This window comes from Allofournierella sp. CML151 (genome assembly GCF_027853465.1).
Lineage (GTDB): Bacteria > Bacillota > Clostridia > Oscillospirales > Ruminococcaceae > Allofournierella.
Genome location: NZ_JAPNNW010000001.1, coordinates 15,906 through 36,195, shown reverse-complemented (window position 1 = coordinate 36,195; position 20,290 = coordinate 15,906). Strand labels below are relative to the sequence as shown.

The 20,290-nt window shown below is 53.4% G+C and carries 26 protein-coding genes; 19 read left to right on the top strand and 7 right to left on the bottom strand.

The window, feature by feature from the left end; translation table 11 throughout:
- Positions 1–98: 98 nt before the first annotated feature.
- Both PH256_RS00245 and PH256_RS00240 read left to right on the top strand, forming a co-directional pair.
- Positions 99–551: a MarR family transcriptional regulator gene (locus tag PH256_RS00245; protein WP_270912510.1), complete on the top strand. Its 453-nt coding sequence runs from the start codon at positions 99–101 to the stop codon at positions 549–551.
- Positions 532–1,608: an FUSC family protein gene (locus PH256_RS00240; protein WP_270912509.1), complete on the top strand. Its 1,077-nt coding sequence runs from the start codon at positions 532–534 to the stop codon at positions 1,606–1,608. Before PH256_RS00245 ends, PH256_RS00240 begins: the two co-directional genes overlap by 20 nt.
- Before the next feature lie 44 nt (positions 1,609–1,652).
- On the opposite strand, the gene PH256_RS00235 is transcribed toward PH256_RS00240, so the two are convergent.
- Genes PH256_RS00235 through PH256_RS00225 form a run of 3 tightly spaced genes read right to left on the bottom strand, consistent with a single transcriptional unit; the run spans position 1,653 to position 3,382 of the window.
- A complete protein-coding gene (locus PH256_RS00235; protein ID WP_270912508.1) occupies positions 1,653–2,543 on the bottom strand; it encodes a hypothetical protein in 891 nt (296 codons plus the stop codon).
- 35 nt (positions 2,544–2,578) lie between these two features.
- Complete coding sequence (locus PH256_RS00230) at positions 2,579–2,824, bottom strand: hypothetical protein (protein ID WP_270912507.1); 246 nt, start codon at positions 2,822–2,824, stop codon at positions 2,579–2,581.
- A 9-nt stretch (positions 2,825–2,833) separates the two neighbouring features.
- Entirely contained in the window at positions 2,834–3,382 is a 549-nt protein-coding gene (locus PH256_RS00225; RefSeq protein WP_270912506.1) for a hypothetical protein, read from the bottom strand.
- Between the two features lie 227 nt (positions 3,383–3,609).
- Here PH256_RS00225 and PH256_RS00220 point away from each other — a divergent pair, with 227 nt between their 5' ends.
- The 5 genes from PH256_RS00220 to amrS are packed head-to-tail and all read left to right on the top strand — an operon-like array spanning position 3,610 to position 7,705.
- Entirely contained in the window at positions 3,610–4,008 is a 399-nt protein-coding gene (locus PH256_RS00220; RefSeq protein ID WP_087185365.1) for a sigma-70 family RNA polymerase sigma factor, read from the top strand.
- 4 nt (positions 4,009–4,012) lie between these two features.
- Positions 4,013–4,717: a hypothetical protein gene (locus tag PH256_RS00215; RefSeq protein WP_270912505.1), complete on the top strand. Its 705-nt coding sequence runs from the start codon at positions 4,013–4,015 to the stop codon at positions 4,715–4,717.
- Between the two features lie 26 nt (positions 4,718–4,743).
- Positions 4,744–5,490: a class I SAM-dependent methyltransferase gene (locus PH256_RS00210; RefSeq protein WP_270912504.1), complete on the top strand. Its 747-nt coding sequence runs from the start codon at positions 4,744–4,746 to the stop codon at positions 5,488–5,490.
- Between the two features lie 5 nt (positions 5,491–5,495).
- Positions 5,496–6,884 carry an AmmeMemoRadiSam system protein A gene (gene amrA, locus PH256_RS00205; RefSeq protein ID WP_270912503.1) on the top strand — a complete coding sequence of 463 codons (1,389 nt, stop codon included), beginning with the start codon at positions 5,496–5,498 and terminating at the stop codon, positions 6,882–6,884.
- Positions 6,881–7,705 (top strand): AmmeMemoRadiSam system radical SAM enzyme, encoded by an 825-nt coding sequence (gene amrS / locus PH256_RS00200; RefSeq protein ID WP_270912502.1) that lies wholly within the window; start codon positions 6,881–6,883, stop codon positions 7,703–7,705. Before amrA ends, amrS begins: the two co-directional genes overlap by 4 nt.
- Before the next feature lie 49 nt (positions 7,706–7,754).
- Here the strand turns inward: amrS and PH256_RS00195 are convergent, their stop codons facing one another.
- Both PH256_RS00195 and PH256_RS00190 read right to left on the bottom strand, forming a co-directional pair.
- Positions 7,755–9,245 carry a hypothetical protein gene (locus tag PH256_RS00195; RefSeq protein ID WP_087185360.1) on the bottom strand — a complete coding sequence of 497 codons (1,491 nt, stop codon included), beginning with the start codon at positions 9,243–9,245 and terminating at the stop codon, positions 7,755–7,757.
- Between the two features lie 51 nt (positions 9,246–9,296).
- Positions 9,297–9,662: a hypothetical protein gene (locus tag PH256_RS00190; RefSeq protein WP_143424576.1), complete on the bottom strand. Its 366-nt coding sequence runs from the start codon at positions 9,660–9,662 to the stop codon at positions 9,297–9,299.
- A gap of 485 nt (positions 9,663–10,147) precedes the next feature.
- On the opposite strand from PH256_RS00190, the gene PH256_RS00185 reads away from it, so the two are divergent.
- Together PH256_RS00185 and PH256_RS00180 are read left to right on the top strand one after the other, a co-directional pair.
- Entirely contained in the window at positions 10,148–10,384 is a 237-nt protein-coding gene (locus tag PH256_RS00185; protein ID WP_014080336.1) for a hypothetical protein, read from the top strand.
- 375 nt (positions 10,385–10,759) lie between these two features.
- Positions 10,760–11,980 carry an MFS transporter gene (locus tag PH256_RS00180; protein ID WP_002584949.1) on the top strand — a complete coding sequence of 407 codons (1,221 nt, stop codon included), beginning with the start codon at positions 10,760–10,762 and terminating at the stop codon, positions 11,978–11,980.
- A gap of 80 nt (positions 11,981–12,060) precedes the next feature.
- Here PH256_RS00180 and PH256_RS00175 read toward each other — a convergent pair whose 3' ends face one another.
- Positions 12,061–12,861: a helix-turn-helix domain-containing protein gene (locus PH256_RS00175; protein ID WP_002575858.1), complete on the bottom strand. Its 801-nt coding sequence runs from the start codon at positions 12,859–12,861 to the stop codon at positions 12,061–12,063.
- 78 nt (positions 12,862–12,939) lie between these two features.
- Positions 12,940–13,203, bottom strand: coding sequence for a hypothetical protein (locus PH256_RS00170; RefSeq protein ID WP_002575859.1), 264 nt, complete (start codon positions 13,201–13,203; stop codon positions 12,940–12,942).
- Positions 13,204–13,431: 228 nt separating this feature from the next.
- Between PH256_RS00170 and PH256_RS00165 the strand changes: the two genes are divergently transcribed.
- From PH256_RS00165 to PH256_RS00120, 10 genes are all read left to right on the top strand, one after another.
- Positions 13,432–13,845, top strand: coding sequence for a cysteine-rich VLP domain-containing protein (locus tag PH256_RS00165; RefSeq protein WP_002575860.1), 414 nt, complete (start codon positions 13,432–13,434; stop codon positions 13,843–13,845).
- Between the two features lie 111 nt (positions 13,846–13,956).
- Positions 13,957–14,352, top strand: a complete 396-nt coding sequence (locus PH256_RS00160; protein WP_002575861.1) for a replication initiator protein A — start codon at positions 13,957–13,959, stop codon at positions 14,350–14,352.
- 173 nt (positions 14,353–14,525) lie between these two features.
- Positions 14,526–15,470, top strand: a complete 945-nt coding sequence (gene mobV / locus PH256_RS00155) for a MobV family relaxase (protein ID WP_002575862.1) — start codon at positions 14,526–14,528, stop codon at positions 15,468–15,470.
- Between the two features lie 4 nt (positions 15,471–15,474).
- Entirely contained in the window at positions 15,475–15,666 is a 192-nt protein-coding gene (locus tag PH256_RS00150; protein WP_321118048.1) for a hypothetical protein, read from the top strand.
- 94 nt (positions 15,667–15,760) lie between these two features.
- Positions 15,761–17,272: a recombinase family protein gene (locus tag PH256_RS00145; protein WP_270912496.1), complete on the top strand. Its 1,512-nt coding sequence runs from the start codon at positions 15,761–15,763 to the stop codon at positions 17,270–17,272.
- A 219-nt stretch (positions 17,273–17,491) separates the two neighbouring features.
- A complete protein-coding gene (locus PH256_RS00140) occupies positions 17,492–17,716 on the top strand; it encodes an aspartate dehydrogenase (protein WP_087185358.1) in 225 nt (74 codons plus the stop codon).
- Positions 17,717–17,777: 61 nt separating this feature from the next.
- Positions 17,778–18,170 (top strand): rhodanese-like domain-containing protein, encoded by a 393-nt coding sequence (locus PH256_RS00135; RefSeq protein ID WP_270912495.1) that lies wholly within the window; start codon positions 17,778–17,780, stop codon positions 18,168–18,170.
- A gap of 246 nt (positions 18,171–18,416) precedes the next feature.
- The gene (locus PH256_RS00130) at positions 18,417–19,118 is read left to right on the top strand and encodes a hypothetical protein (protein WP_270912494.1); all 702 of its coding nucleotides are present in this window, start codon (positions 18,417–18,419) and stop codon (positions 19,116–19,118) included.
- 202 nt (positions 19,119–19,320) lie between these two features.
- Complete coding sequence (locus PH256_RS00125; RefSeq protein WP_270912493.1) at positions 19,321–19,881, top strand: SGNH/GDSL hydrolase family protein; 561 nt, start codon at positions 19,321–19,323, stop codon at positions 19,879–19,881.
- Positions 19,878–20,288, top strand: coding sequence for a peptide deformylase (locus PH256_RS00120; RefSeq protein WP_270912492.1), 411 nt, complete (start codon positions 19,878–19,880; stop codon positions 20,286–20,288). Before PH256_RS00125 ends, PH256_RS00120 begins: the two co-directional genes overlap by 4 nt.
- Positions 20,289–20,290 lie beyond the last annotated feature (2 nt).

Sequence of the window (20,290 nt, the reverse complement as noted above, 5' to 3'; positions counted from 1 at the left end):
CGGCCAGGGCCGCGAACTATTTTCTGCGCACCCTTTCTTGACAGAAAATGCCCGCCGGCATATAATTAACACCGTTAACTATATTGTGGAGGGACCACATGCAAATCGAATGGACCGAAATGGCACGCTACCAGCAGCAGCTGCAAAAAATCGTACGCACCCTGCTGCCGGTCCGCAGTGCCACGCTGACCGCCAGCGAATGCGAGCTGCTGGCTCGGCTGTACCTGCAGCCGCAGCAGAACACGCCGATCCTGCTCAGCCAGGGCAGCGGCATGAAAAAGGAGGCGGTAAGCCGCTGCCTGAAGGTGCTGTATGAAAAGGACTGTATCCGCAAGGAACGGCAGCCCGACGACGAGCGCAGCTATCGGCTGTTCATCACCGAGACCGGGCTGGCGGAGCTGAAAAAAGGCTACGAGAGCATCCTCCAGCCCTTTTATGATCTGTGGCGCAGCGCCGGAGAAGATTTCGAAGCATTTGTACAGTGTGCCGACCGGCTGGCGGCGCAGATTGAGGAAAGGCGGGAAACAAACAGTGGACGTGAAATTTTATGACGCCCTGCAGCTGGACCCGGCGATTCTGAAGCGAAAGATCGCCGCCTGCTCTACCCGGCGGGAAAAGGCCTGGTACTGGACGGCCATGGCGGTGCGTTCGGTGCTGATCGTGGCCTTTGCGATTCTGTTCATCAGTGCACTGTCCGGCCTGTTCGGTTCGGACAATACACCCATGGCGGTGGCGCTGTTCTGCATCATGCTGGGCATCCGTTTTGTGAATTTTGAATACTGCATCGGCGACTCGCTGGTCACGCTGGCACTGGCGCTGACCATTCTGGTGGCGGCTCCCTGCGCGGCGGCAGTGATTCCCGCACCGCTTTTGATTCCCATGCACGCCGTGGCCTTTTTCGCCCTGCTGTACATCACTACCCAGCGGCCGGAGCTGGGCAACGGCGGACTTTACAGCTTTGCCTATGTTTATCTGACCGGCAACCCGGTGGCGGGCGAAGCCCTGGCCCGCCGGGCACTGCTGGCGCTGGTGGGATATCTGATCTGCAGCGTGATCCTGTTCGCCAAACACCGGCACCAGCACAAGGCGGTACGTTTTCATCATGTGGTCCGCCGTTTCGACCTTGACAACATCGTGCACCTGTGGCAGCTGCGCATGGCGCTGGGTGTTGCGCTGGTGCTCACCGCCGGGCAGGTGTTCGGGGTGGAACGCTTCATGTGGATGGGCTTTGCCTGCGCCTCACTGCTTTCGGAATATCCCTATTCCGGCAACGCCGCGTCCCGCTTTTTCCAACGCATCGTGGGCGCATTGGCCGGTTCGCTGGCGTTTTTTGTTCTCTACTCTATCACACCTGCCGGGCTGCACTCTCTGCTCGGCCCCCTGGGCGGGCTCTGCCTGGGCTTTTGCACCAACTACCGGTACAAAACTGCCATGAACTGCTTTGGCGCCCTGATGCTGGGCGCGGGCATTTACGGCATCCAGGGCGCGGTGGTCCTGCGCATTGTGGATACCGTCCTGGGTGTGGCCTTCGGTCTGGTGTTCGCCGCTGTGTTCCACCGTCTGGTGGCGGTGCGCTTCCTACCTCGCCCGGAAAGCGCGGAAGGATAAATCCAAAAAACAAACAGACCGTCCGAATCAGGCGGTCTGTTTTTTTATCTCCTCGACCCGGGTGCGTTCTGCCCCAGCTGTTCCTTCCGGCGCTCAAACTCCCGTTCCATAAAATACCACTGCTGCTCGTCCGCATGGATACAGTCGTTGCATTCCCGGGAATCGTATTTCGCAAACACGGCTGCGGGTATCCGCTGGCGCAGACAGTCCAGCGCAGCCTGCAGTTCCTTCGGCTGGCGCAGATCGGTCGGCCTGCACTGCTGACGGTCATCCAGAATCCACAGCTGCAGGATGCGGGTGGTGGTGACCCGGTTGCCGCTGCGCCTTGTTCTGGTTTCGTCCCGCCAGAATACGCCCCGGATGTGCGGGATATACGACACCTCATCCCCCAGAATCCATTCGTGGCCCACCGCCAGTCTTCCGAACCACTGGCCGTTCCGGCACAGGTCATCGTCCACCATGGCAAACAGTTCATTCACCGGCGGCGCTTCCTCCGGGTAGGGCAGCTGCTGCCGGATGGACCGGGCCAGCTGGCTTTTTTCCGGGCAGAAGGCATCCCGCAAACCGGTATAAGCCAGATACCCGGCCACCAGCAATCCGCCCACTGCCAGCAGACCGGCAGCCGCCAGCTTGATGTACTCCATGTAATCCCAGCCGGTTTTGTCCACCGTCCAGGAAAGGGTCAGATAGGCTGCACCGGCCGCAGCCATCAGCAGAGCAACCGCCGCCCACACCAGCAGGATCAGCCGTCCGCGGGTACGCTGCAGGCAATACCCTTCCGCCGGGCCGTCCGGCTGCTGCTTTTTGTTCCACCACATCAGCAGCAAAATCACCGGGATAGCAAAAATCCGCAGCAAAACCACCAGCAGAACATAGACCACCAGATTCCAGGGCCATTTGAGGTACATCCGTTTTTTCGCTTTGTCTCTTTCCATCCACTAAAAGCCCCCTTTGCTTCTTGTGCATCCATTCAGGCCAGAACCCGGCAGTAGCAGCGGTCATCGTAGCTGACCGCTGCTGCCGCCTTTCCCTTGGTGGACCGGTTGGTCCGGCAGCAATGGGGGTCCTCCTGCAGCAGCCGAGCCAGCGCCTGCTCGCTTTTCTCCAGCGTATTCATCAGCATCGGATAGCCGTCACTGGCCAGAATCACTTCATCTCCCGGCTGCACCGGATAAACGACAATCATCTCCGGGCAGATTCCCTGTCCGTTCAGCACCGGATAACCTCACGGTCCGGGGTGGTTTTCAAAGGCAAGCTGCATGCGCAGCAGCGGCCCAATTGCAGCACGCCCCGGGTCTTCGGCAAACAGGGCCTCTTCCGTTTTTCCCTGCAGCCGTTCATATTCCAGCACAAACGCCCTCAGGTCTGCCGCCAGACGGTCCACCGGCTTGGAATGGGAATGAAGCACACCGTTGATCAGGCACTGGCAATCTCCATAGCTCCAAACCTGCCGGAAGCGCTCGTTATATACAATGACCGAAGCCCTGGGCAGCTCCTGCGTCTCCAGCGTCTCCCCCATCCAGGACTCCCGCAGGCAGCGGTCCAGATAAGCGAACAGCTGCACACTGTTCATGCCGGCGGCTTCTTCACTGTTCAATGCACGTGCCAGACATTCACTGGCATACCGCCCGCTGCTCCTGCCCTGCCACAGCCGCCCGCCTTTGGAGGTAACTCCATCAATCACCGCAGCGAACTGTGGCCGAAGGACCAGGGCATCCTCACAAAGCAAGGGGTCGCTTTGTTTGCCTTGGACCACCCATTCTGCTATCTTCATACATCTTTTTCTCCTGCGCTCATCTGTTTTGCCCGCAAATGTTCCGCCGGGCTGGTTTTCTTCATTATAGCACCCGCGCGCTGAATCGAACATCCTCGTTCTGTTTCTCTGCGCATGCACAACCTTCGGCGCTTTTCCGCCTGTTTTTGCGGGCACATATTGCATAGGCTGTAGCAGGCGAAATCCGCTGATTTTCCGCGCATCTGCAAAACAAAGGAGGCTTTTTTATGCTTGAAGTATTTCTGCAGTTTCTGGCCAGCCAGGTGTTGTATCTGGCACTTCATCTGGAAAGCGGCAGTTTCCCCCGTCCGCTGACCCCACGTCAGGAGGTGGAGGCTTTCGCAGCCCTGCGTCGGGGTGAACCGGAAGCGCGAGACACCATCATCCGGCACAACCTTCGTCTGGTAGCTCACATCGTAAAAAAATACTGCGCCCTGCCCGGTGACGCAGAGGACCTGATCAGCATCGGCACCATCGGCCTGATCAAGGCGGTAAGCAGCTTTGACAGCACCAAACAGGTGCGCTTTTCCACCTATGCGTCCCGCTGTATTGAAAATGCTATCCTCACACAAACACCCGCTTCTGGTGCACACAGCAGGCCGGTGCTCTCTGCTTGTCCCTCCTGACTGAATGCGCTACAATAAAGGCAATGAACATCCCTCCGCAGCAGGAAAGGAGCTTTGTATGCACAAAGAATCCCTGTTGGCATATCTGAACGCCAAACCAGAGTTAACGCAGACGGTGCTCCGGGCAGGGAGCGACCCGGATTTTCGAAACACCTTGTTCTTCATCGTCCGGACCGAGCGAAGCACAGTACGTTATAGCTGTACAAAAACCATTCGTATTTTAAGCGAACAACAACCTCAGACTGTCTATCCTTATTTTGATGAGATCGCCGCCTGGCTGCACAACACCAACAGCTTTATCAAATGGGACAGTATTCTGACTCTGGCCAATCTGGTCGCTGTGGATAAGGAAAACCGTTTTGACCTTCTCTACGAGGAATATCTTGCTCTGATTCGGGACCCGCAGATGATTACCGCCGCCAATGTGGCAGGAAATGCGTGGAAGCTTGTGCAGGCAAGACCGGAATGGGAACCGGACATAACAAAACGACTGCTGGAAGTACCGGATATTGTTTATTTGCACCACGGCGAACCGTCTCCTGAATGTACACGCGTGCTGTGTGGCCATGTTCTGAACTGCTTCGACCACTATTTTGATGCGTCCAAGCGTCAGGCGGAGATACTTCAATTCGCACAAAACCTGCTGGATTGCCCCCGAAAAGCGGTAGCAAAAAGCGCCGCCCGCTTTTTGCGGCAGCACAGCACTTAACCTTCACCCAATCAGAGAGGCACATTATGCTTGAAAGAATGGACGATTTCTTCAACAGCCGCCTGGACGGCTATGAAGAGCATCAACTGCACGCCATCGAACAGGCGGAAACCTTCTATCCCATAACCGCCAGTCATCTGCCCGAGACTCCACACGCCCGGGTACTGGATCTGGGATGCGGTACCGGTCTGGAACTGGGGTACTATTTTGACCGAAATCCAACCGCCTGTGTAACCGGCATCGACCTAGCCGGAGATATGCTGAACGCATTGCACAGCAAATTTCCGGACAAGTTCCTCACACTTGTACAGGGCTCCTACTTCACCGTTCCCTTTGGGGAATGCTGTTACGATGCCGTGGTCTCTGTGGAATCTCTGCATCACTTCACTCAGGCGGAGAAAATTCCGCTGTATCAAAAGGTGCTGAGGGCATTGATCCCGGGCGGCTGCCTGATCCTGACCGATTACTTTGCCGAATCCGATGAACAGGAGGCTTTTTTGCGCAGTGAACTGCTGCGGCTGAAGGCAGAGCAAGGCATTCAGGACGAGGAATTCTATCATTACGACACTCCGCTCACCGTGCCGCACGAAATGGAAGCTCTGCAAATAGCCGGCTTCCCCCATGTGGAGGAACTGGGCCGGTGGGGCGCAACCCATCTGCTGCGCGCAGAAAAGCCTGCGCCCTCCCCCAACGCCACGCATCCCATCGATTTAAAAAGCGCCCCGGATACACGTGAAAATCCTGACCGGATAAAGATGATTCGAAAGGAGTGACCGATATGTCAATGCTTGGTGCAATTCTGACCCCACATCCACCTGTGCTGCTGCCTGAAGTGGGAAACGGCCGGGAGCGGGAGATTTCCGCCACGGGAGATGCCATGCGCGCAGCCGCCGCAGAAGTGGCTCGCTGGGCTCCCGAGGTGCTGATTGTGGCATCCCCTCACACCATACTGTACGGGGATTACTTTCATATTGCACCGGGCAGCGGCGCAGCCGGTTCCATGGCAGCCTTTGGGGCACCTCAGGTGCGCATTGAAGCGCGGTATGACGAACCTCTGCGTGAGGAGATCATCCGCCGGGCTGAACGCGCCGGCCTGCAGGCGGGAACGCTGGGCCAACGGGACCCAGACCTCGATCACGGTGTGCTGATTCCGCTGTATTTCCTGCGCAAAGCAGGCGTGAACTGCCCTATTCTGCGGATGGGTCTGTCCGGCTTTTCCGCGCTGGACCACTACCGGCTGGGCCAGTGCGTGGCCGAAGCCGTGGAAGCGCTGGGCCGCCGTGCCGTTTTTGTGGCAAGCGGCGACCTTTCCCACAAGCTCAAGGCCGACGGTCCCTACGGCTTTGCTCCGGAGGGACCGGTTTTCGACGAAGCCGTAACCAAAACCATGGCTTCCGGCAATTTTCTGGAGTTTCTCACCATGGACCCCTCTCTCTGTGAACGGGCGGCGGAATGTGGCCTGCGTTCGTTTCAGATTATGGCGGGCGCGCTGGATGGTCTGGCAATCCAGCCCCGGCTGCTCAGTCATGAGGGCACCTTCGGTGTGGGATATGGTGTAGCCCTGTTTCCTGTCACTGGCCATGACGATGCCCGCCGGTATGCCGCAGCCTGCGAACAGAACCGCAAAGAACGCCTGGCCGCACGCCGTGCCAAAGAGGACCCCTGGGTGCGGCTGGCCCGCCTGTCACTGGAAACCTTCGTTCTCCAGGGGCATTCCCTGCAAGCCCTGCCGGAGGACCTGCCTGACGAACTGACAAATCAGACAGCCGGAGCCTTTGTCTCCCTGCACAAGGACGGCCGGCTGCGGGGCTGCATCGGGACCATTTCCCCCACCCGGGAAAATATCGCCATGGAGATCGTGCAGAATGCAATCTCCGCCGGAACCCGAGACCCGCGGTTTCCGCCGGTGCGTGCCGGAGAACTTGACGAGCTGGAGTACAGCGTGGATGTGCTGGGCAAGCCCGAGCCGGTGGACTCTTCTGCCCGGCTGGACCCGAAGCAATACGGCGTTATTGTCAGCTGCGGGCGCAAGCGCGGGCTGCTGCTGCCGGATCTGGACGGGGTGGACACGGTGGAGCAGCAGCTGGAGATTGCCCGTCAGAAAGGCAGGATCGGGGAGGACGAGCCCTATACCATCCAACGTTTCAAGGTGGTGCGGCACGCATGAACGCAGAATGCCCCCTTTGTTTTCATCGCTGTATTCTCCGCGAAGGACAAACCGGCCTTTGCCGGGCCCGTGCCAACCGGGACGGTTCCATCGTCCCGCTGAACTACGGCAAGCTCACCGCGCTGGCTCTGGACCCCATCGAGAAAAAACCGCTGCGCCGCTTTCATCCCGGCAGCCTGATCCTTTCGACCGGCAGCTTTGGCTGCAATCTGCACTGCCCATTCTGCCAGAACGCAGCGATCGCTGCTGTTGGGGCGAATGTCCATACCCAAGATTGCACCCCCGAACAGCTGGTGCAGGAGGCTTTGCGGCTGCAAAGCGAGGGCAACATCGGCCTGGCCTACACCTACAACGAGCCTCTGGTTGGGTATGAATATGTGCGTGACTGCGCCGGGCTGGCGCACCGGGCGGGCATGCTCAACGTGCTGGTGACCAACGGCACCATTGGGGAAGCCCCCTGGCGGGCGCTGCTGCCGCTGATCGACGCGGCAAACATTGATTTAAAGGGCTTCACCGAAAACTGGTACCGGCAGCTGGGCGGTGATCTGGAAACCGTCAAGCGTTCCATCCTGGTGGCAGCGGAATACTGCCATGTGGAAATCACCACTCTGATCGTTCCCGGCGAGAACGACAGCGAAGAGGAGATGCGAGCCCTGTCCACCTGGCTGGCCTCCGTCAACCCTGAGATTCCCCTGCATATCTCCCGCTTTTTCCCACGGCACCGGATGCAGGACCGCCCGCCCACGCCGGTACCGGTGGTTTACCACCTGGCCGAGATAGCCCGTGAGCGGCTGCGGTATGTGTACACCGGGAATTGCTGAAAAAAATCTTTCTTAAAAATAAGCGGCTGGATCAACCGGCCGCTTATTTTCAATCCATATCTGGGCATCGTCTTAGGATACATTTTGTTTTTTCAATGGGATACGGAACGCTTTCCGGCGAAAAACATTCAATTTTTTCTATTTTTGCAACAGTCTCCCGGTCTTCCGGGCCGGTTGGAACCACAACACAATCTCCTACCTGCAACGATGTGTCCTCTGTACGATAGTAATAGGTTTTATAGCCATTTTCAAACGACACACTGCAATAGATCATCTGTCCTTTTCGGCGTTTTGCTGTCCCGTACTCTGAATCGTCAAAGATTCCTCCTTGCTCCAAATTACGCATATGCAAACAGATGATACGTATCACAGCGGCAAAATATTCCGGAAGCTCAGCTTTGTCATAATTCCCCTGCAATACCCGACAACTGCCATCTTTATACTGCACACACAAACGATAATGCGAATTCCACGAAATTTCTTCCGTGATCTCTTCTGCAGGCAGAGCTGGTTGGCAAAACAGTTCCGGTGCGCTGAAATGGTCCAGAAGATCATTCACCTGATCCGGAAAATGATAACAATGTCTGAATTCTCCATAACTGTAGCGCCGATTCATCCATTCAATATTCCCGGAAAGCCGGTCGATCACCAACGTTTCAGTCGCATCTCTCTCGCTTTCCGGCTCCATGTTTTCATCTTTCCAGCACTGTGCATATACCAGTGAAATGCGTTGTAACGGATTATCCGGAAACCATCGACCATCAAACGCAAACAGCGCATTTGTTTGCAGCTCTGAGCGTACCTGATCAGAAAGCATAGAGAGCGCGTCATTGGCTTGGCCGTACAGATCCCCGGTAAAACGGTATGTGTCCCCTTCTGTGTTAACCAATTCAAGTTCCCACGTTCCCGCATCGAAAGCATCATGGGTACCAGTTTCCCCTTGAAAAAAAGATGCAACCTGATTCAATACCACTTGTGCTGTTTTCTCGGAAACCGGCAGAAGTTTTTTTCGCATTTTCAAACCTTCGGTGCCGTGAATGTGCCCAGAAACACTTGCATTACCCAATTGATCAATCCGTAAGATCTGCAGTATTTCCTCCCACGGATATTGTGCAGCCAAAAGAGGATTTCTATTGGAAACCAACCGCATTGCACGAGGTATCCCTTGAAATGGCAGCAAGTTTTCTGAGAGCAGCGCTGCGATTCGGGCCAGAACCATGGAAACCCATCCACTTTTTCTCTGGTTCTCCGTCTCTGAATTCAAAACTTGCTGCACATTCTCTTCACAGAAAGCCCAAACCGCGTCAAACAAAAGCGATGTATTATACTGATCCCAAAGTATTTCTTGCAGGCAATCATAATCTTGAACCAATAAAAGCGCCTGTATGTTATGATCCGTGTCCTCTGTTCGTTCATTACCATAAACCTGAACGAACTCATTCAAATAGTGATTTGCCGCTGTTGCAAAATCTGCACTATTCCTCCGGAATATCGCGCTCCATCGAAACGCGAATTCGTACTTTACTTCAGTTGACTGCATATCATCACCTCTTGTGCTCTTACCTGCTTTTTTCAGGTAAGAAGGTTCTTTTTATATCGCCAGCTGCTTCAGCTTTTCGCATACTTCATCAACCGAACAGTTCATTGCTTGTGCCATTTCCAGAACAGACTTTCTTTCCCGGCAAAGTTGACGTAACCGGCTATACTCTTCGCGCTTTTTTTCATTAATTGCTTTGTTTATTTTTCTCTTTGGAGCCTTTTGGCGTCTGTTTTTTTGAAACCGCCTTGCCATCTGCGCTCCATAGGATTCCAAAGAGCAATGCTCCAGCACCACGCAGAGTGCTTCCTGTATCAATTGATTCGAACAGCAGTCGTCAGCCCCCAATGTTTTTCCGCTCAATGGGTCAATACCAACACTCAGATTTTCAACAATTGTCCTTGCCATCAAATCATCCATTTTTATTTTCCCCACTAATCACATTTTTGCTTTTCATTTCTTTTTAGGTCAGTTTACAAGGAACTACACGCAGACCGTGAAACGGGCTGCTGACAACAAACGGCGCTATGCTCCCGGCTGGGTGCATAGCACCTGTTTGTTGCGGGGGTTTCCAAAGGGGGCAGCGCCCCATTTGGCACACGACTTTGCGGAGCAAAGTGTAGTGTGTTATACGCTCTGTCGGCGTTGCCCTGAAAATACCGTTGCCGCCGGGGAGGGCAAGGGCATTTGACGCGGCAGGAAAGCAGGGCTTTGTTTGGGGCTGGTAAGCCGGAAACAAAGGGCTGATTTCAGCAGCAGACAGGGCGTATTATGAAAGCCCCCGTCCCTCGTCCTCCGCCCCCGGCCTATGGGACAAAAAGTCCCAAAGCTCTGGACACCGTGACCAGATGTGTGGCCACACTCCGGGAAAAGTAGCAGGACGGCAGGAAACCGTCAAGGCTGAAATGAATGGGCTGACGCCCGGCCTTGACCGTTCCCCGCCGCCCCGCTGGATGGGTGGACAAGGTGGCCAATCCCTAAAAGTGTTTGGCCGCACTCGTTCATTTTGGGGCCTTTCTTCTCCCAAAATTGAAATGGGCGGGAAAGCCCTAAAATGGCTTTCCCGCCTTGATTACCCATTAGCAAAGACGGGCGAGACTGTCAACGGCGGCGCTGAAAGCGCCGTTCATCTTGACCGTTGACTGGCTCGCCTGGCTTTGCTACTGCCCGTAAGAGATGGAAAAACAAGATGGAAAACAAGGTTAAAAATGGTTGACAAGTCTATCGGATGTGTGTTATACTGTGCGACAGTTTGAGATTGGAAGGAGGCTTACGTGTGTTAATTTGTGTACGCTAATAAGCAATAAAAAGTAGAAGTACCTTTCCACATGATGGTGGGCTTTTTTTGCGTGCGTATGCAAAGGAACACGTAGGTTTGACACGAGCAGTCTTTGAACTGTATCGTGGTGTTTTTTCGTGCTTTGTTGTTATGCAGGCGTCTGCCCTCTCTGTGGGACAACGCCTGCTTTTTATTGCAGAAACAAAGGAACAATGCAATAAAAAAGGAGGTTCGCATTATGACCCAAAACAACAATTCATGGAGAAAAACTTATTTTACACTTCTTGCCGGACAAGCAATATCCTTTATTAGCAGCGGTATTTTGCAAATGGCCATTATCTTTTATTTGGTTGCGAAAACTAATTCTGCAATCATATTGACGGCGGCAACACTGATTGGATTTTTGCCGCAAGCCTGTTTAGGCCCGTTTGCAGGTGCTTTTGTTGACCGGCACAGCCGTAAAAGCGTAATGATTGGTGCGGATTTGATAATTGCCGCCGCTGGCGGTATTCTGGCGCTGGTGGCGTTTTACATGGAATTGCCCGTATGGTCTATTATGGTTGTCCTGTTAATCCGAAGTGCGGGAACTGCTTTTCATTCTCCAGCATTCAGCGCAGCAACACCTATGATTGTGCCAAAAGAGGAACTTACAAAATGCGCTGGTTACACGCAGACCATGCAAGCAGTAAGTGCGATTATCAGTCCAGCTGCCGCAGCGTTTTTATATGCTGTTTGGCCTCTTAATGCAATTATATTGTTAGATATTGTGGGTGCAATCCTTGCCTGTGTGACTGTTGCGATTTCGTCCATACCAACGCCTGAACTATGTCCAGAAACGAAAAGACAACAGTTTTTACAGGATATGAAAGAGGGGTATGTGGTATTAAAGCAAAACAGGGGCCTCTTTGCTCTGCTCTGGATTGGTGTAATTTATATGTTCTTTTATATGCCAATCAGTACGCTTTTTCCTCTCATCTGTATGTCATACTTCAAAGGAACACCGGCCCATGCCTCTGCCGCTGAAATTGCTTTTGCGGTTGGTATGCTGCTTGGCGGAGTCATTCTGAGCATTTGGGGCGGTTTTAAGAAACGGCGGTACACCATCGGTCTTTCCGTTCTCCTGATGGGCGTTAGCAATATGCTCTCCGGGCTTTTGCCGCCAGACGCATTTCTTGTCTTTGTTGTGTGCTGTACTGTTATGGGAATTTCCGCTCCATTTTACGGTGTGCAAAATGCGATTTTTCAAGAAACGGTCAAACCAGAATATCTGGGGAGAGTTTTTTCTCTACTGACAAGCGCCGCTTCCCTCGCCATGCCGTTTGGCCTTGTCATTTCCGGGCCTCTGGCGGAGCGGCTGGGAGTTGAGAAATGGTTTGTCATTTGCGGAATTGGCATTATCATCGTTGCGCTTGCCGTATTTTTACTACCCGGTTTGAGAGAGATTGACAATACGCAATAATCAACTGCACCTTTTTCTATTACTAAACAAAATGCCTGGATGGTGGTTCTGAAAAACCAGAACCGCCGTTCAGGCATTTTTTATCTTCGTCCTCTCTGCGGTTTTGGATTCTTCAGCAAGTCGGATTTTTCCGCAATCTTTTTCAGCCACTTCCGTTCTTCTACTGACAGCTTCCTAAAATTCAGCTTGAGCCGTTTGCAGATAAACGCCAAGTACGCTTGTTCCGTGTCGCTGTCCTGGCTGACGATTTCACCAGCAGTTTCCAGCATTTCTTTTAGCGGGTTATCCTCTGGGACGCTGAAAAAATCGTCCTTGTGTGTTTCCCGCAGAGCAAGGGCAATCCCGTTTATGTCCCGTTGTATCACATAGCGGCAAAACTCGTCCTCATCAATATGGGCGGTGATAAGCTGTCTTAACTGCGTATCACTCATGCCAGGATTATGCTTTTTTATAACAGTTGCGCTCATCGTGTCCACTATGGCGTTTGCACCCTGCGCCTGTTTCAGTGCCGTTCCGTTCACATAGATTTCAAGGTCAGCCATCAGCCGGGGGAAATCCGGGTGCGCCGCCAGCTCACACAGCAGGGTATTGTCTATCCTCCCGCTTTTCAGCAGGTCAATCATTTCATCACTCAAACGCAGGTCTGCAAGATCGGCGTTTGGGTGATTTTTCATTTCAGACAGCCCCAGCAGATAATCAGCGGTCACACCGTAAAACTTCGCCAGCCGGATAAGGGCATAGTGGCTGATGTCCTTGAAGTCTTCCGTTTCGTAACTGCCCAGCGCAGACTTGGAAAGCCCGGTCTGCTCCGCAAGCTGCCCCAGCGTCAAGCCACGCTCCACACGTAGGTCTTTTAATCGCTCTTGTATGGATAAAGACATATTCACCCTCCTTGCTAGCTCAACGAAAGAGAAGCCGTTATGCTATGTACTATGCTCATAGCATAACGGCATAGGCATTTACAGTTTTATTTTACCATTTGCTACATCTTCACGAAATTTATCAACAAGCTTCGCTGTCAGCTTGGATTTACCGTAGTGTTCAAGTACAAAAGTACGATAACTTTTTCCATCTACAAGCACATCACTTTTTCTGGTCAACAACCAATTTCCGTTACCTCCTCCCTGTTCTCTAATATTCCAGTCTTTCCCATATCTTTTATAGATTTCATCTTTTTTACCTTGAACAGACATTGATTCGCTTGGAATATAAACAATTTGCATAATAGCTCCTCCTTTATTTTGTGCAAGAAGACCAGAAACCTGAATTTGTCTTTTATCTTTTTTTGATTATATCACAAATCCGAGAGCGTGGAAATAGGGAGTTTTTCAGGCTGATTTCCTACCTCTTGGATATACGGCACAGGCGGTCAAAAAGGTGTAGACTTGGGATAGTTCATCGATGGACAAGCACCTTGGAAACAGAACACGCCAAAGAAAACGGAGGGACGCATGAGCAAAAGACCCTATCAACACCTGCCGCCGCTGGAACACAGGCCGGACGGCTCCCCCTACCGCATAACCCCGCCCCAGAAGAGACGAGCCAGCGGCCTGATACGCCGGGAGTGCTGCAACTGCGAGGACGGAAACTGCCTTGCGCTGGACGATGGCGACACCTGCGCCTGTCCGCAGATGATTTCGTTCTCCGTCTGCTGCAAGTGGTTCCGCTGGGCGGTCTTGCCGCTGGACAGGACGCTGGAAGCGGAGATTTACCGGGACAGGGACTTGAAACGCTGTGCGGAGTGCGGCGGTGTGTTCGTCCCGAAGTCCAACCGGGGCAAATACTGCCCGGACTGCGCCGCCAGAGTTCACAGGCGGCAGAAAACAGAAAGTGAACGGAAAAGGAGGTCTGCTGTGGACAGTTAAGAGCGGGAAAAGCCTTGATTTGCAAGGCTCCGCAAGCCCTCAACCGGGGCGGCTGGTATCATTTATCATTCGCCCCGGAAAACGGGCCTCTAACCGTCCACAAAACACGCTATGACAAACACGATTTATATTCACCAGCCGGAAAAGGCGTTCAGTTTCACCCGGCTCCCCAATTTCCTTTTTGAAGCACCCACATTCCAGCCCTTGAGCAACGAAGCGAAGGTGCTGTATGCCTTTGTCCTGCGCCGGGCGGAGTTGTCCCGGAAGAACGGCTGGGCGGACGAGTACGGGCGGGTCTACCTGTACTACCCCATCTGCGAGGTGGTCGCTTTGCTCCGCTGCGGGCGGCAGAAAGCGGTCAACACCCTGCGGGAGTTGCAGTATGCGGGGCTGGTGGAAATCCAGAAACAGGGCTGTGGAAAACCCAACCGCATTTACCCGAAATCCTATGAAGCGGTTCCAAACACCGACTTCAAGAAATCCGGTTATGGTACGCCGGAGGGCTGAAAACCGTACTTGGCGAGTACGAAAATCAATCCTCTTGAAGTACGGAAATCTGACGGTATATAGAAATACAGAGATTAAAACCATCTATTTACATTCATTCCATTCCAATCCTATCAGAGATATTTTCGGCGGGAAAACCCGCCGGAAAGGAATGGAATGGGGAAAGGAGTTCAATGGCACAACACGCAATTTTGCGATTTGAGAAGCACAAGGGCCACCCGGCGGGGCCGCTGGAAGCCCACCATGAACGGAAAAAGGAGCAGTACGCCAGCAACCCGGACATTGACACCAGCCGGAGCAAGTACAATTTCCACATCGTCAAGCCGGATGGCCGCTACTACCATTTCATTCAGAGCCGCATCGAGCAGGCCAGATGCCGCACCCGCAAGGACAGCACTCGGTTTGTGGACACGCTGATTACCGCCAGCCCGGAGTTTTTCAAGGGCAAGTCCCCAAAGGAGATAGCGGCCTACTTCCAGAGGGCGGCGGACTTCCTCATTGACCGGGTGGGCCGGGAGAACATCGTTTCGGCTATGGTACACATGGATGAAAAAACGCCCCATCTGCACTTGGTCTTTGTGCCGCTGACAAAGGACAACCGCCTGTGCGCCAAAGAAATTATCGGCAACCGGGCCAATCTGACGAAGTGGCAGGACGATTTTCACGCCTGTATGGTGGAGCAGTACCCCGACCTGGAGCGTGGGGAAAGCGCCAGCAAGACGGGCCGGAAGCATATCCCCACCCGGCTGTTCAAACAGGCGGTCAACCTCTCCAAACAGGCGAGGGCCATTGAAGCGGTTCTCTCCGGCATTACCCCGCTGAACGCCGGAAAGAAGAAAGAGGAAGCCCTCTCCATGCTGAAAAAGTGGTTTCCGCAGATGGAGAACTTCTCCGGGCAACTGAAAAAATACAAGGTCACAATCAATGACTTGTTAGCGGAAAATGAAAAGCTGGAAGTCAGGGCAAAGGCCAGCGAAAAAGGCAAGATGAATGACACGATGGAACGGGCGAAGTTAAAAAGCGAACTGGACGATATGCGGCGGCTGGTTGACCGTATCCCGCCGGAGATTTTAGCGGAACTGAAACGGCAACAGCGGCAGCATGGAAAGGAAAGGTGATCTTATAAGTAATATCAGATACAAAAAGGAAATCGAAATCGTGACTTTTCAGGGAAAGGAAATCACACTGGAAAATCTCTCCCCGGTGTTCACGCCGGAACAGGAAGCAGCCAAACGCCGGGAACTGGAACAGCAGCTTTATGAGGTGTTCCGCAAGTACGCCGACAAGCGGGAGAGTGAGGAAGCCGGGACATAAGGTTTTCCAAACCCATCATTGATTTGCGGGGCTGCTGGCGGTATAATAGAACTGTCAGCAGCTCCGTTTCTTTTTTAAGAAAAGGAGCGACAATATGAACAATCGGATAGACGCAATCTATGCAAGACAATCGGTAGACAAAAAGGACAGCATTTCCATTGAAAGCCAGATTGAATTTTGCAAATACGAGTTGAAAGGCGGTAACTGCAAGGAATACACAGACAAAGGGTACAGCGGCAAGAACACAGACCGTCCGAAGTTTCAAGAACTGGTGCGGGACATCAAGCGGGGCTTGATTGCAAAGGTCGTGGTTTACAAGCTCGACCGTATCAGCCGTTCCATTCTGGACTTTGCCAACATGATGGAGCTGTTCCAGCAGTACAATGTGGAGTTTGTGTCCTCTACGGAAAAGTTTGATACCTCCACGCCGATGGGACGGGCCATGCTGAATATCTGTATCGTGTTCGCCCAGCTTGAACGGGAAACGATACAGCAGCGGGTAACGGACGCTTACTACTCCCGCAGTCAGCGGGGCTTTAAGATGGGCGGGAAAGCCCCTTACGGCTTCCATACGGAGCCTATCAAGATGGACGGTATCAACACAAAGAAGCTGGTGGTAAACCCGGAGGAAGCGGCCAATATCCGGCTGATGTTTGAGATGTACGCCCAGCCCACAACTTCCTACGGGGACATTACCCGGTACTTTGCCGAACAGGGGATTTTGTTCCATGGCAAAGAGCTGATACGCCCCACGCTGGCGCAGATGTTACGCAATCCTGTCTATGTGCAGGCAGACCTTGATGTGTACGAATTTTTCAAAAGTCAAGGTACAGTCATTGTCAATGACGTTGCCGATTTTACGGGCATGAACGGCTGCTATCTGTATCAAGGGCGAGATGTAAAGGCCAGCAAGAAAAACGACTTAAAAGACCAAATGCTGGTACTGGCTCCCCATGAGGGTATCGTCCCCTCCGACACCTGGCTGACCTGCCGCAAGAAGCTGATGAACAACATGAAAATCCAGTCTGCCCGGAAAGCCACCCACACATGGCTGGCAGGAAAAATCAAGTGCGGGAATTGCGGGTATGCTCTTATGAGTATCTACAATCCCTCCGGCAAACAGTATCTCCGCTGCACGAAACGGCTGGACAATAAAAGCTGTCCTGGCTGTGGGAAAATCATCACTTCGGAACTGGAAGCGGTTGTTTATCAGCAGATGGTAAAGAAGCTGGCAAGCTACAAGACGCTGACAGGAAAAAAGAAAGCGGCAAAGGCAAACCCGAAAATCACCGCCCTGCAAGTGGAACTTGCCCATGTAGACAGCGAGATTGAAAAGCTGGTGGACAGTCTGACGGGGGCAAACAATGTCCTGTTCTCCTATGTGAATGTGAAGATAGCGGAACTGGACGGGCGCAAGCAGGAACTTCTGGCAAGGATAGCGGAGTTGACTGTGGAGGCCATCAGCCCGGAACAGGTCAGCCAGATTTCCGGCTACCTCGATACCTGGGAGAATGTATCTTTTGATGACAAGCGGCGTGTGGTGGATTTGATGATCACCACCATAGCCGCCACAAGCGACAGCTTGAACATCACATGGAAAATCTGACTGGCGGCACCCCTCCCGTCAGATACCTACCCTGTGTAGTCCCTTGTAAACTGTACTTTACTCCATTATAGAAATCAACTTCGTTCTCATCAAGCCGTATGGCCAGTCTTTTTTAAACATCAGTGATTTTCCCTCACTGTGATTTCGTTCCATTTGGGCGTTGACAGCTTTACGGCTCAAACAGTATGATAAGGACACAAAACCGATGCGCCGGGAGGGATGGGCTTGTTCTTTCGAAAGAAACAGGAAATCCACAGCTACGATAAGGAAAACCAGCAGCCGGTGATTCGCGCCAGCATCTGCACCGGCGAAAAGGTGGCCGGTTTCCGGGATATTCGTACCGGTAAAATCACCGAGGTGATGCTGATCCGTACTTCTGCCGACCTGGAGCGGTTCCGGCAGCTCTACGGCATCGGCGAGGATGAAATCCGCACTGAATATTGATTTTCTCCCGTTTTCCCCTTTTCAGCCAAATCATTTACAAAACCCGTTTGGAGGTATCCATATGAAACGAATCTTTTCTGCATTGCTCTGCCTGCTTTCCCCCATCCTGCTGCTCACCGGCTGCGGCGGGGCATCGTCCGGCGGCACCTACCAGCAGATCAGCCAGGAAGAGGCAAAAGAGATGATGGACACCGAGGAGGTCATCATCCTGGACGTGCGGGAGCAGAGTGAATACGACGGCGGCCACATTCCCGGTGCGGTTCTGCTGCCGGTGGGCACCATTGATGACGACACCGCCGCATCGGTCATTCCGGAAAAGGATTCCACCGTGCTGGTCTACTGCCGCAGCGGCAACCGCAGCAAAACGGCCTCCGCCGCTCTGGCGGAGCTGGGCTACACCGGCATTTATGAATTCGGCGGCATCAACACCTGGCCCTATGAAACCGAACAGTAATTCCAAAACAAGCCGGATGCCCCAGTGCATCCGGCTTGTTTTTTCTTGAAATCGGCACATTCTTGAAAATTTGTCGTTCTCTTTCCGGCAAAAATCCTCTATGCTTATATCAGCAGCCGCACCAAAACAATCATCCAGAGGGGAACCGTTTCATGAACACTGATAAAATCTATGCTAAAGCCATCAAAACCAAACATATCCCCAAAAGCGCCTCCGCAGTTATCACCCTGCTGAAAAGAGGCGCTCATGGTTGACCAATCCATTCGCGGCAGGCTCCGGCGAACCGTGGAGAGGTGGCGCCGCGATTATTCCTTCCAGACTATGGCGGGGGCCTGCGTCTCCTTTTGTGTCACGCTGCTTTTCGCTTTTTACCACGGCTACCTTGGACTATGCTTTTCCTCCGCCTGGCACAAAAGCATCGGCATTTTTTATCTGCTTCTGACGGCAATTCGCGGCTGCGTGCTGCTCTCGGAAAAGCGTAACACTTCCCGACCGGAAGAAATGCGCCGCGTCTGCCGCCGGCGAATCTTTTTGATCAGTTCCCTGATGCTTTTGCTGCTGGATCTGTCCCTGATTACCCCCATCGTACTGATGGCTCTTCTGGCCAAACCCACGAACATAGGGATTCATCCTGCTATCGCCATGGCAACCTATATCACCTACAAAATCATCGCTGCATCCCTTCACATCCATAAGCAAAAGCGCGCTCCCCACCAAAATCTTCTTATCTCAGAGCTTCGAGTCATCAATTTCATCGATGCGCTGGTTTCCATCCTGACTCTGCAAAGCACCCTGATTCTTGTAAATCAGGAGTCTTCCGACACTTCCAGTATGCTTCCTCTTACGGCAAGCTCCAGTGCCGTGATTTACAGCATCATTGTAATTACCACCCTCTGTATGCTGCGAAATGGTATGGCGGAAAGCAAAGCAACACGGCCTGAGCCGTGAGGCGTGAATTATGCGGGGTTACCCAAGGAAAATTCGCCATAAAAAGCCGGAAGAAGACCTTCCGGCTTTTTCGCTGCAGACCGTTTCACAGCCACTCGGGATTCATGGTATTTCCCGGGTGGCTGTGCTATAATTTTTCTGTATCAATTCCTACCAGGAGGTGCATTGCATGGAAAACCCCGGTGAACCTTACCGTATTCTCATGTTGGGCAACAGCCTGACCTTTGCAAACGACATGCCCCGAATGCTGGCACTGCTGACCGGCGCGCAGGTGGTGCACCACACCCGGGGCGGAGCAAGGCTTTCGGAGCAACTGAACCCCAAAACCCGCCTGGGTGCGCAGACCCAGGCAGCGCTGAGCCAGGAACACTGGGACTATGTGGTCCTGCAGGAGATGAGTCACGGGCCGATTTCTTCCCCCGAGCGTTTTTTCGCCAGTGTAAAGCAGCTGTGCACACAGATCCGGGCAGCTGGGGCCGTACCCGTTCTCTATGCCACCTGGGCCTATCAGAAGGGCAGTTCTAAACTGGCGGCCAAGGGTTGGGACTACGACGAGATGGCCCATAACCTGGCCGAAGCTTATCGCACCGCCGCCAAAGAGAACCAGGCCCTCCTCGCCGAAGTAGGACTGCAATTTTACCAACTGGCGGATACATGCAATTTATACGCCGCCGACGGTGGCCATCCCAGTGAAGCAGGCTCCCGCCTGGCTGCTGCGACCATCGCGGTAGTGATTCAAACCCATAAGGAGAACAAGTCATGATTCGAGACATCTGCAAGGACGAAGTATTTCTGGCACAAAAGGCCGAGCCTGCCACCCTCGAGGACATTTCCGTTGCGCTGGACCTGCTGGAGACGCTGGAGCACCACCAGGACGGCTGCGTGGGCATGGCGGCCAACATGATCGGCGTGAACAAACGCATCATTGCCTTTGAGGACGAAGACGGCTACACCGTGATGTTCAACCCGGAGATCATCAAAAAATCCGGCCCCTACGACACCGAGGAGGGATGCCTTTCCCTCACCGGCACCCGCCCCACCAAGCGCTGGCAGTCCATCAAGGTGCGCTGGCAGAACGAGAAATTTCAGGAGCGTCTGAAGACTTTCACCGGCTGGACGGCCCAGATCATCCAGCACGAAATTGACCACTGTGAGGGCATTATCATTTAAGG

Bases quoted from the DNA above. Each gene is read 5' to 3' on its own strand.
- PH256_RS00245 (WP_270912510.1), top strand. From the start codon at position 99: ATGCAAATCGAATGGACCGAAATGGCACGCTACCAGCAGCAGCTGCAA.
- PH256_RS00235 (WP_270912508.1), bottom strand. From the start codon at position 2,543: ATGGAAAGAGACAAAGCGAAAAAACGGATGTACCTCAAATGGCCCTGG.
- PH256_RS00225 (WP_270912506.1), bottom strand. From the start codon at position 3,382: ATGAAGATAGCAGAATGGGTGGTCCAAGGCAAACAAAGCGACCCCTTG.
- PH256_RS00220 (WP_087185365.1), top strand. From the start codon at position 3,610: ATGCTTGAAGTATTTCTGCAGTTTCTGGCCAGCCAGGTGTTGTATCTG.
- PH256_RS00215 (WP_270912505.1), top strand. From the start codon at position 4,013: ATGCGCTACAATAAAGGCAATGAACATCCCTCCGCAGCAGGAAAGGAG.
- PH256_RS00210 (WP_270912504.1), top strand. From the start codon at position 4,744: ATGCTTGAAAGAATGGACGATTTCTTCAACAGCCGCCTGGACGGCTAT.
- amrA (WP_270912503.1), top strand. From the start codon at position 5,496: ATGTCAATGCTTGGTGCAATTCTGACCCCACATCCACCTGTGCTGCTG.
- amrS (WP_270912502.1), top strand. From the start codon at position 6,881: ATGAACGCAGAATGCCCCCTTTGTTTTCATCGCTGTATTCTCCGCGAA.
- PH256_RS00195 (WP_087185360.1), bottom strand. From the start codon at position 9,245: ATGCAGTCAACTGAAGTAAAGTACGAATTCGCGTTTCGATGGAGCGCG.
- PH256_RS00190 (WP_143424576.1), bottom strand. From the start codon at position 9,662: ATGGATGATTTGATGGCAAGGACAATTGTTGAAAATCTGAGTGTTGGT.
- PH256_RS00185 (WP_014080336.1), top strand. From the start codon at position 10,148: ATGAATGGGCTGACGCCCGGCCTTGACCGTTCCCCGCCGCCCCGCTGG.
- PH256_RS00180 (WP_002584949.1), top strand. From the start codon at position 10,760: ATGACCCAAAACAACAATTCATGGAGAAAAACTTATTTTACACTTCTT.
- PH256_RS00175 (WP_002575858.1), bottom strand. From the start codon at position 12,861: ATGTCTTTATCCATACAAGAGCGATTAAAAGACCTACGTGTGGAGCGT.
- PH256_RS00170 (WP_002575859.1), bottom strand. From the start codon at position 13,203: ATGCAAATTGTTTATATTCCAAGCGAATCAATGTCTGTTCAAGGTAAA.
- PH256_RS00165 (WP_002575860.1), top strand. From the start codon at position 13,432: ATGAGCAAAAGACCCTATCAACACCTGCCGCCGCTGGAACACAGGCCG.
- PH256_RS00160 (WP_002575861.1), top strand. From the start codon at position 13,957: ATGACAAACACGATTTATATTCACCAGCCGGAAAAGGCGTTCAGTTTC.
- mobV (WP_002575862.1), top strand. From the start codon at position 14,526: ATGGCACAACACGCAATTTTGCGATTTGAGAAGCACAAGGGCCACCCG.
- PH256_RS00145 (WP_270912496.1), top strand. From the start codon at position 15,761: ATGAACAATCGGATAGACGCAATCTATGCAAGACAATCGGTAGACAAA.
- PH256_RS00140 (WP_087185358.1), top strand. From the start codon at position 17,492: ATGGGCTTGTTCTTTCGAAAGAAACAGGAAATCCACAGCTACGATAAG.
- PH256_RS00135 (WP_270912495.1), top strand. From the start codon at position 17,778: ATGAAACGAATCTTTTCTGCATTGCTCTGCCTGCTTTCCCCCATCCTG.
- PH256_RS00130 (WP_270912494.1), top strand. From the start codon at position 18,417: ATGGTTGACCAATCCATTCGCGGCAGGCTCCGGCGAACCGTGGAGAGG.
- PH256_RS00125 (WP_270912493.1), top strand. From the start codon at position 19,321: ATGTTGGGCAACAGCCTGACCTTTGCAAACGACATGCCCCGAATGCTG.
- PH256_RS00120 (WP_270912492.1), top strand. From the start codon at position 19,878: ATGATTCGAGACATCTGCAAGGACGAAGTATTTCTGGCACAAAAGGCC.